The 6,472-nt window shown below is 36.5% G+C and carries 11 protein-coding genes and 2 pseudogenes; 9 read left to right on the forward strand and 4 right to left on the reverse strand.

Translation table 11 applies throughout. The features are described 5' to 3' along the window. A pseudogene (locus ACFIKX_RS03920) lies at positions 1 to 240 on the forward strand (hypothetical protein); the annotation flags it as partial. A gap of 125 nt (positions 241 to 365) precedes the next feature. Here the strand turns inward: ACFIKX_RS03920 and ACFIKX_RS03925 are convergent. Together ACFIKX_RS03925 and ACFIKX_RS03930 are read right to left on the reverse strand one after the other, a co-directional pair. Beyond that, complete coding sequence (locus ACFIKX_RS03925; protein ID WP_273756873.1) at positions 366 to 671, reverse strand: BrnA antitoxin family protein; 306 nt, start codon at positions 669 to 671, stop codon at positions 366 to 368. Further along, positions 649 to 948, reverse strand: a complete 300-nt coding sequence (locus ACFIKX_RS03930; RefSeq protein ID WP_375629416.1) for a BrnT family toxin — start codon at positions 946 to 948, stop codon at positions 649 to 651. The genes ACFIKX_RS03925 and ACFIKX_RS03930 overlap by 23 nt, the downstream gene beginning before the upstream one ends. Positions 949 to 1,142: 194 nt before the next feature. On the opposite strand from ACFIKX_RS03930, the gene ssb reads away from it, so the two are divergent. The 8 genes and pseudogenes from ssb (at position 1,143) to ACFIKX_RS03970 (ending at position 5,691) form a co-directional block, all read left to right on the forward strand. Then, entirely contained in the window at positions 1,143 to 1,595 is a 453-nt protein-coding gene (ssb, locus tag ACFIKX_RS03935) for a single-stranded DNA-binding protein (protein WP_375613837.1), read from the forward strand. 116 nt (positions 1,596 to 1,711) lie between these two features. Further along, positions 1,712 to 2,143 carry a hypothetical protein gene (locus tag ACFIKX_RS03940; RefSeq protein WP_375629419.1) on the forward strand — a complete coding sequence of 144 codons (432 nt, stop codon included), beginning with the start codon at positions 1,712 to 1,714 and terminating at the stop codon, positions 2,141 to 2,143. 67 nt (positions 2,144 to 2,210) lie between these two features. Beyond that, on the forward strand, positions 2,211 to 2,411 hold the full coding sequence (locus ACFIKX_RS03945; protein ID WP_375612550.1) for a type II toxin-antitoxin system HicA family toxin: 201 nt from the start codon (positions 2,211 to 2,213) through the stop codon (positions 2,409 to 2,411). After that, positions 2,408 to 2,803 (forward strand): type II toxin-antitoxin system HicB family antitoxin, encoded by a 396-nt coding sequence (locus ACFIKX_RS03950; protein WP_375613839.1) that lies wholly within the window; start codon positions 2,408 to 2,410, stop codon positions 2,801 to 2,803. Before ACFIKX_RS03945 ends, ACFIKX_RS03950 begins: the two co-directional genes overlap by 4 nt. A 459-nt stretch (positions 2,804 to 3,262) precedes the next feature. Beyond that, entirely contained in the window at positions 3,263 to 3,577 is a 315-nt protein-coding gene (locus ACFIKX_RS03955; RefSeq protein WP_375629422.1) for a hypothetical protein, read from the forward strand. A gap of 3 nt (positions 3,578 to 3,580) precedes the next feature. After that, positions 3,581 to 4,101: pseudogene (locus tag ACFIKX_RS03960) on the forward strand (hypothetical protein). A gap of 568 nt (positions 4,102 to 4,669) precedes the next feature. Beyond that, positions 4,670 to 5,416 (forward strand): antA/AntB antirepressor family protein, encoded by a 747-nt coding sequence (locus ACFIKX_RS03965; protein WP_375629428.1) that lies wholly within the window; start codon positions 4,670 to 4,672, stop codon positions 5,414 to 5,416. Next, the gene (locus ACFIKX_RS03970) at positions 5,413 to 5,691 is read left to right on the forward strand and encodes a hypothetical protein (RefSeq protein ID WP_375613974.1); all 279 of its coding nucleotides are present in this window, start codon (positions 5,413 to 5,415) and stop codon (positions 5,689 to 5,691) included. The genes ACFIKX_RS03965 and ACFIKX_RS03970 overlap by 4 nt, the downstream gene beginning before the upstream one ends. A gap of 51 nt (positions 5,692 to 5,742) precedes the next feature. Here ACFIKX_RS03970 and ACFIKX_RS03975 read toward each other — a convergent pair whose 3' ends face one another. After that, complete coding sequence (locus ACFIKX_RS03975) at positions 5,743 to 6,048, reverse strand: BrnA antitoxin family protein (protein ID WP_006589112.1); 306 nt, start codon at positions 6,046 to 6,048, stop codon at positions 5,743 to 5,745. Then, positions 6,026 to 6,292, reverse strand: a complete 267-nt coding sequence (locus ACFIKX_RS03980; protein WP_375613975.1) for a BrnT family toxin — start codon at positions 6,290 to 6,292, stop codon at positions 6,026 to 6,028. Before ACFIKX_RS03980 ends, ACFIKX_RS03975 begins: the two co-directional genes overlap by 23 nt. Positions 6,293 to 6,472: the final 180 nt, after the last annotated feature.

Genomic DNA, 6,472 nt, shown 5'->3' on the forward strand with positions numbered 1-6,472 from the left:
ATAAGTTTAGCGCTTGTCGTTTTAATTTTTCCAAATAGTTATAAAGAAACTGTTTCTTTACCTTTCATTTCTAAGTACGTGGAGCATAAGCTTTCTTTTTCATTGGATACTGTACTTTGGTACTCAGATATTGCTCTTTGGTATTCTTTTTTAGTTTGTGTACTGTTTCTTATGTTACATACACGCAGTTTAATAAACATATCTATTTACACACTACAGTGCTCAGTTAAAAAGCTATAGTAAAATTTCCGATTTTATAAAACTGTTCAGATTACGTTGTTTCTTCTCAACGTTCATAGATGAGATCAACAAGGAGATAAAAAACTATCGAAAGCTGTTTGATACTCTTTGTAGCAGGAAAGAGATCAACGCATTGAACGAAGCATGGCGTCACGTAAAATTGCGTTAATCCGTGTTTGATATCCTTTCCCTTGACTTTTAAGCCACGCTAGAACGTCTGAATCCACACGTACTGTTGTGACAGTTTTGGTTGGTTTATAGAATGGATTGCGAACGGCGTTTTTCCAGAATGCATCATTGAGTGACGGAATATCACTATGATCAATTGCACTGTCCGGCATTGCAGCCAGCTTATCAACTTCAACTCTCTGTTTATCTGTCAAAGGTGATAAGTTACCTACATCAATTTCATAAAGAACTTTCTTCTTCATAACGTTTCCTTTCTTTCGAGTTAGCTCGCCGCGCTGAAATAATACGGATTACTTCTATACAATCTTTATCATCATGGACAGTATGCGCCACGAGCAGCAGTAAAAAACCATCCACAAGACCCAAAGTTTGCCAACGATATTCTCCGTTTTCAATACGGTCTTGTTTAACCATGGCGAACGGGTCTGCAAAAACACGAGCAGCAATTTCAAAACTGACACGGTGCTTTCTAAGATTACTTTTTGCTTTAGTTTCATCCCATTCAAATCTTATTTTCATATCTTATGTTAATACATTTATGTATGTATTTCAAGAGTTTTAAATGAACACTGAACTATTTATGTTTTTTTGCATATTAAATATAATTTTATATGTTAAAAAACAATAATATTATTTTGAAATAATTGAAAAAATAAGCAAATCATGCTAAGATTTTCTATGTATTAAAGTACAAGTTTAAGGTAAGAAAAAACATGCTAAATAAAGTGACATTAATCGGGCGTTTAGGTGCTGATCCCGAAAGCAAAACAATGAATTCTGGAGCAGAAATAGTCAATTTTAGTATAGCGACTTCTGAAAGCTATACAGATAAAAAAACCAATCAAAAAGTAGAGAAAACAGAATGGCATTCCGTGGTGATTTTTAATCCACATTTAGCAAAAATTACACTTCAGTATCTCAACAAAGGTTCAAAGATTTACGTAGAAGGCAAATTACAAACACGCAAATGGCAAGATAAAAATGGGCATGACCGTTATACAACAGAGATTATCTTACCACAATTCAAAGGGGAATTGTATTTGCTTGATGCAAAGAAAGAGCAATCAGCATCCCCTACCCCTTCACCCATTACTTCTCAAAATTATGCTATCGCTTCAGGTGCTACTGATCATGGCACATCTCTTAATGATGCTATCCCATTCTGATTGATAACATATGACAAAGAGAAAAAAACGTACAAAACGCGGACGTCCTCGGATTAAAGGATGTATCAGAGAACCAAACGGACGCATCTCACGAGCAAAAACACCGCATAAACCCCATGGATAAATTGGCAATTGAAATGCGTGCCAAACGCTTTGGCTTGACCATAGAAGAGGCTAAAAATCCGCTTTCCGGAACCTATATCGGGCGGTTTTATTTGCAAGGTGAAATCAATCAAGACCAATATGATGCTGCACAAAAATATCTTGAAGTGAAAAACAATTATCTATGTGCAAAAGGATTGCCTAATGCAATTTATGATAACTTTACTCCTTCATCAAATGAGGAGGCACAAAAACGGTGGATTGAAAGAGCAACTCATTGTTATGAAGAGACGAAAGAGGTTATCAAAGAAACACAACACCTCTATAGACAGTATAATCTTTACGCTGCATTACAATATCTTGTTATAGAAGATCAATCGTTAACACATCTTGTTAGCTCTTTGCGTATTGTTCTTAATGCGCTTCATAAGCATTTTAGCCATTAAAAAAGAATTGACATCAGATGAAAAATCATTAAAATGTGTATATATTTACACATTATGAGTTTAGGTAATGGAACAAGATAGCCGAAAAATCATTGCAAAATTAAAGCGTGATGGCTTTGAACTTATCAAAGTGAAAGGTTCTCATCATAAATTTAAAAAAGATGATAAGGTTGTTATCGTTCCACATCCTAAAAAAAATCTTCCGATTGGTACAGCACGTTCTATCGCACAACAAGCAGGCTGGTTAAAAGAAGGAGAAGAAGAATGAAAAGATTTTTTGCTCTTGTTCATAAAGATGAAGAATCTGCTTTTGGTGTTCAGTTTCCTGATTTTGAGGGACTTTTTTCTGCTGCTGATGAGGAAGAAAATTTAATCGCAAATGCAACAGAAGCACTCCAACTTTATTGTGAAGATATAGATAGAGTGCCTATTCCTTCAAAATTTGAAGAAGTCATACAACGGAAATCTGTCAAAACAGCTTTGTCAGAAGGAGCTTTTTTAATACAAGTTCCTTTTATTGAAAATGATTCAGAAGTCATACGCACAAATATATCAATTGAACGAGGGCTTTTACGTGCAATTGATAATTGTGCACAAAAGAGAGGTTTAACAAGATCTGCTTTTTTGGCAACAGCAGCCCGTCACGAGCTTAATATTTAGCTCATCAATCTGGAAAAATTTCTCACTCTCGATTTTTTTACAAAAGCGTGTAATTGCATATGATCCGCAAACTATTAATGAAAATCAAAAGGCGGCAGGCAAACAAAACGCTATAGTTAAGAGGGATATAACTATCATTGATATTATATACATGGCATCTAATATTTCTGGACCTGTCATTGCCTTTCCCTCCTATAATAATTTCACAATAATTTATAAAATCTAAAATATAGATTTTTTTGTTGGCATGGTGTAAAAAATCGTATTTAATGACGGCACTGCATTGGTTGTATTGCGTCCAAAATTCAAAAATATTCCCAAAAATTCAATGAAATATCAAGCCTTTAATATGGCTAGAAAGCTCTGTTTTCTAGATAATTCTGACTAATCAATTTTTCACAGAATAACAATCAATATTTGACTAATGATGTCATTAATTATGACTCAAAAGGAGCAATGATGAAAACTGTCATCACTAAGCCAATGTGTGTTGTTGGAGACAATAAAAGCACTGTTCGATTTGAACCATCAACACCCAATAATCCATTTGTTGAAGTTTCCAATCAAGTCTACGCACGTCTCAAGCGCGCTAATGCTGTAAAACCTTTTATTGGAGTCAAGACAACAGCAAAAACAGACAAGGCAGTTGAACAAATTAAACAGATAGAACAAGAAGCCGTACAAACATCGTCTGAACCAGTGACAGAGGAAATTCCACTCGAACAGCCAAAAGCATCTAAAGCTTCCAAGTCACCTACCCCAAAAAAGGCTTAGAAGTTGAAGTTAATCATCCACCAAAAATGGTATCTTCAACAGGCAAAAGATACCTTCACAAGCCTTCAAGCCCCTCGCCTTAATTGGGCTCTGCGTAATGCTCTAAACACTACAGCAAAACAAGTTGAACGCTTTACTGAAAAGCAAGTTGCAGACATCTCATCAGCCCAAATAAAGCGTATAAGAAGAGGTGTTTATATTAAAGAAAAGGCAACAGCAAGGTTTCTTGAGACAGATATCATTGGTTCTGGAACACCNGAAAGAAAGAAATCTTACCCCATGGTTTTATCAAGGGAGGCAGTTTTCCAAAGCGTGTTGAATTGAAAATGGGAGGGAATGTGTTTCAAAGAGATGACGGAGATCAATTCCCCATTGCAAAACAAGAAGGACCTTCAATTGCTAAAGTGATGTCTAAGCCAGAAATTGCAAGTGCTATTGTAAAAAAAGCCAATGAAAGATTAATTGCCAATATACAGTACCAACTTGCTCGTCAAGAATATGCCGCCAATAAGAAAGCTAAATAATGTTCTTAAGCTATGTCACCACACTACTCACTTTAATTGTAATTTTTAAAGCAGATTATCACTTGCGCTTTGGTTTTCTCCAGAAAAAAATACAATAAAATCAATGCAAAAGGTACTTCCCAGCGGGTTGGCTTCGTTGCGGGGCAGGCGAGCGCGAACTATCGCTAGCGACAGAATTTTCAAATCAACTGTACATTGTACACTTAACTCATTGATAAATAACAAATTTAATGTGTCCTCATATACACACTGTACAATAGTGGATTATTTTTTAGAAAAAGTTTTTTATCACTTGACAAGACAGTATCATTATATCTATTGTCGAATCAGGTGCCTAAGAAACACCTTAAAACAACTAGCGGATTGGTTGCCGAAATAACTCGTTTTCCGCAATTTAAAAGCTTTGACTCATTGTATGCTATATGCATATAATAATATTGTCGGGTGTGGTTATGCCATATAATACCCTTTCGGGGAAAGCATAACGACGGGCTAGTTGCCGTGTTTCTTAGCGCCCGGCACTCTTTTAGAGTGTCATTAAGAAACCTCTAACAACTAGGAGTTCATTATGAACACACTTATAGAAATATCAGAACAGGTTATTGATCAGGAAACTGTTCAAACTGTTAATGCGCGTGAATTGCACGCATTTTTGGAAATTACATCAAAGTTTGCAGACTGGATTAAAAATCGCATTAAAGAATGTAATTTTCGAGAAAATATAGACTTTATAGGTTTTTCTAAAAATTTAGAAAAAGGTGGGCGCCCAAGCATAGAATACTACCTCACCTTAGACATGGCTAAACACCTTTCCATGATAGAGCGTAACGATAAAGGACATGAAGCTCGTCAATATTTTATCAAATGTGAACGACTTTTGAAACAAGTAGCAACACCGCAAATAAATCTTGCCAATGCATTGGAAAATCCTCTTACGATCAAACAGCTCCTTTTAGAGAGTATTAATCAATTAGAAGACTTAAGAAATGAGGTGAATACACTCAAGCCTAAAGCAGAGGCTTTGGAAGGCTTAAAACGCTCTGATGGTTTATTCGGTCTTATTGAAGCAGCAAAGATGTTGGAAGTACGACCAAAGGATTTAACTGATTACTTGCGTAAACATGGTTGGGTGTATCGGCGTACTCCAGGGGCGCCTCTGTTACCTTATCAAGATAAAATCAAAAAAGGTTTCATGGACTGTCCTGCTATCACCATTCAAAGACCAGATGGTACAGAAAAAGTGCTCCCTTCAACAAAAATTACATCCAGAGGATTGGCATGTTTGAGAGAGCAAATCTTTGGGGGTGTGCAATGAATAGCAGTGTCGACTTCTTATGCGATTTGTGGATAGCGTTGGCTCAATTTTCCAATCATCAAAGTGTTGGAGATGAGGATTGTAACACGCTGGTGCAGGTCATGGGCGTGGTGGAAAAAGCTTTGATTTTAGAACTTCAAGATGAAGTGCCCAATTTTACAAAGATTCTGGCAGTTCTTACAGATTTCGGAGCTTCAGAGTTTCCCATGGCTATGAATCCTTTTTTGAAAGCTTACGAACCAGATTTAGAAAGCCCCATTAAAAAGGTTGCTTAACTTAAAAACAGAACTCCCCTCCCCGTTCTCAAAAATGGGGAGGTGGTTGGTTTAGCTGCCACTTGCTTTTTTTAAGACTTCACCCATACGTGTTCGCCAATCTTTTCCTTGTTTTTTAAAAGAGGCAATAACATTTGGGTCGAGACGGAGAGTAACCGCTTGTTTAGGAGATTCAACGGGTGGACGCCCACGTTTACGGCGCTCTTCTGTTACATACTTAAAAAAAGAGGCTGGTAAAACGTCTTTAGCTGGCTTTAAGCGTGCAAGTTCTTCATCTGTTAGTGGTGGGGAATCCACAGCGTCCCAGTCTTCTTTTGTATAGCCACATCCTGTTTCAAAGGTTTTTTTGATAGTCATTGAAAACCTCTCTTTCTTTTTTATTCGCTTGACGAAAACTGATAATGGATATCGCTTCATTGCCAAGCTTTGCAAAAACAATAACTGTTGTGCCATCCGCAAAATGTCCAATAGCCTTCATGCGGTTTGAATGGGTTGCATCAATAAGAGCATGTTCCCAGTCAAAGTAAATAACATCAGCAAAATCAAGCTTATGTTTAACAATGTTTAAAGCTCTTTTTGGTTCATCCCACACTATCTTCATATATTTTATGTACACGAAAAATAAAGCCTTGTCAATAATTAAAGTGTACAATAATTCGTATATACCATTCAAAATGGAGCAACTATGAATAAGAAGAATCGTAAGGGTCTATCGGTTCGTGCGTTTGCGAAGAAGATGGGTGTTTCACATAATGCAGTGGTTTCTCGGATAAAGACAGGT

It is taken from the genome of Bartonella sp. CM86QHHN, assembly GCF_042194695.1.
Taxonomy (GTDB): Bacteria; Pseudomonadota; Alphaproteobacteria; order Rhizobiales; family Rhizobiaceae; genus Bartonella.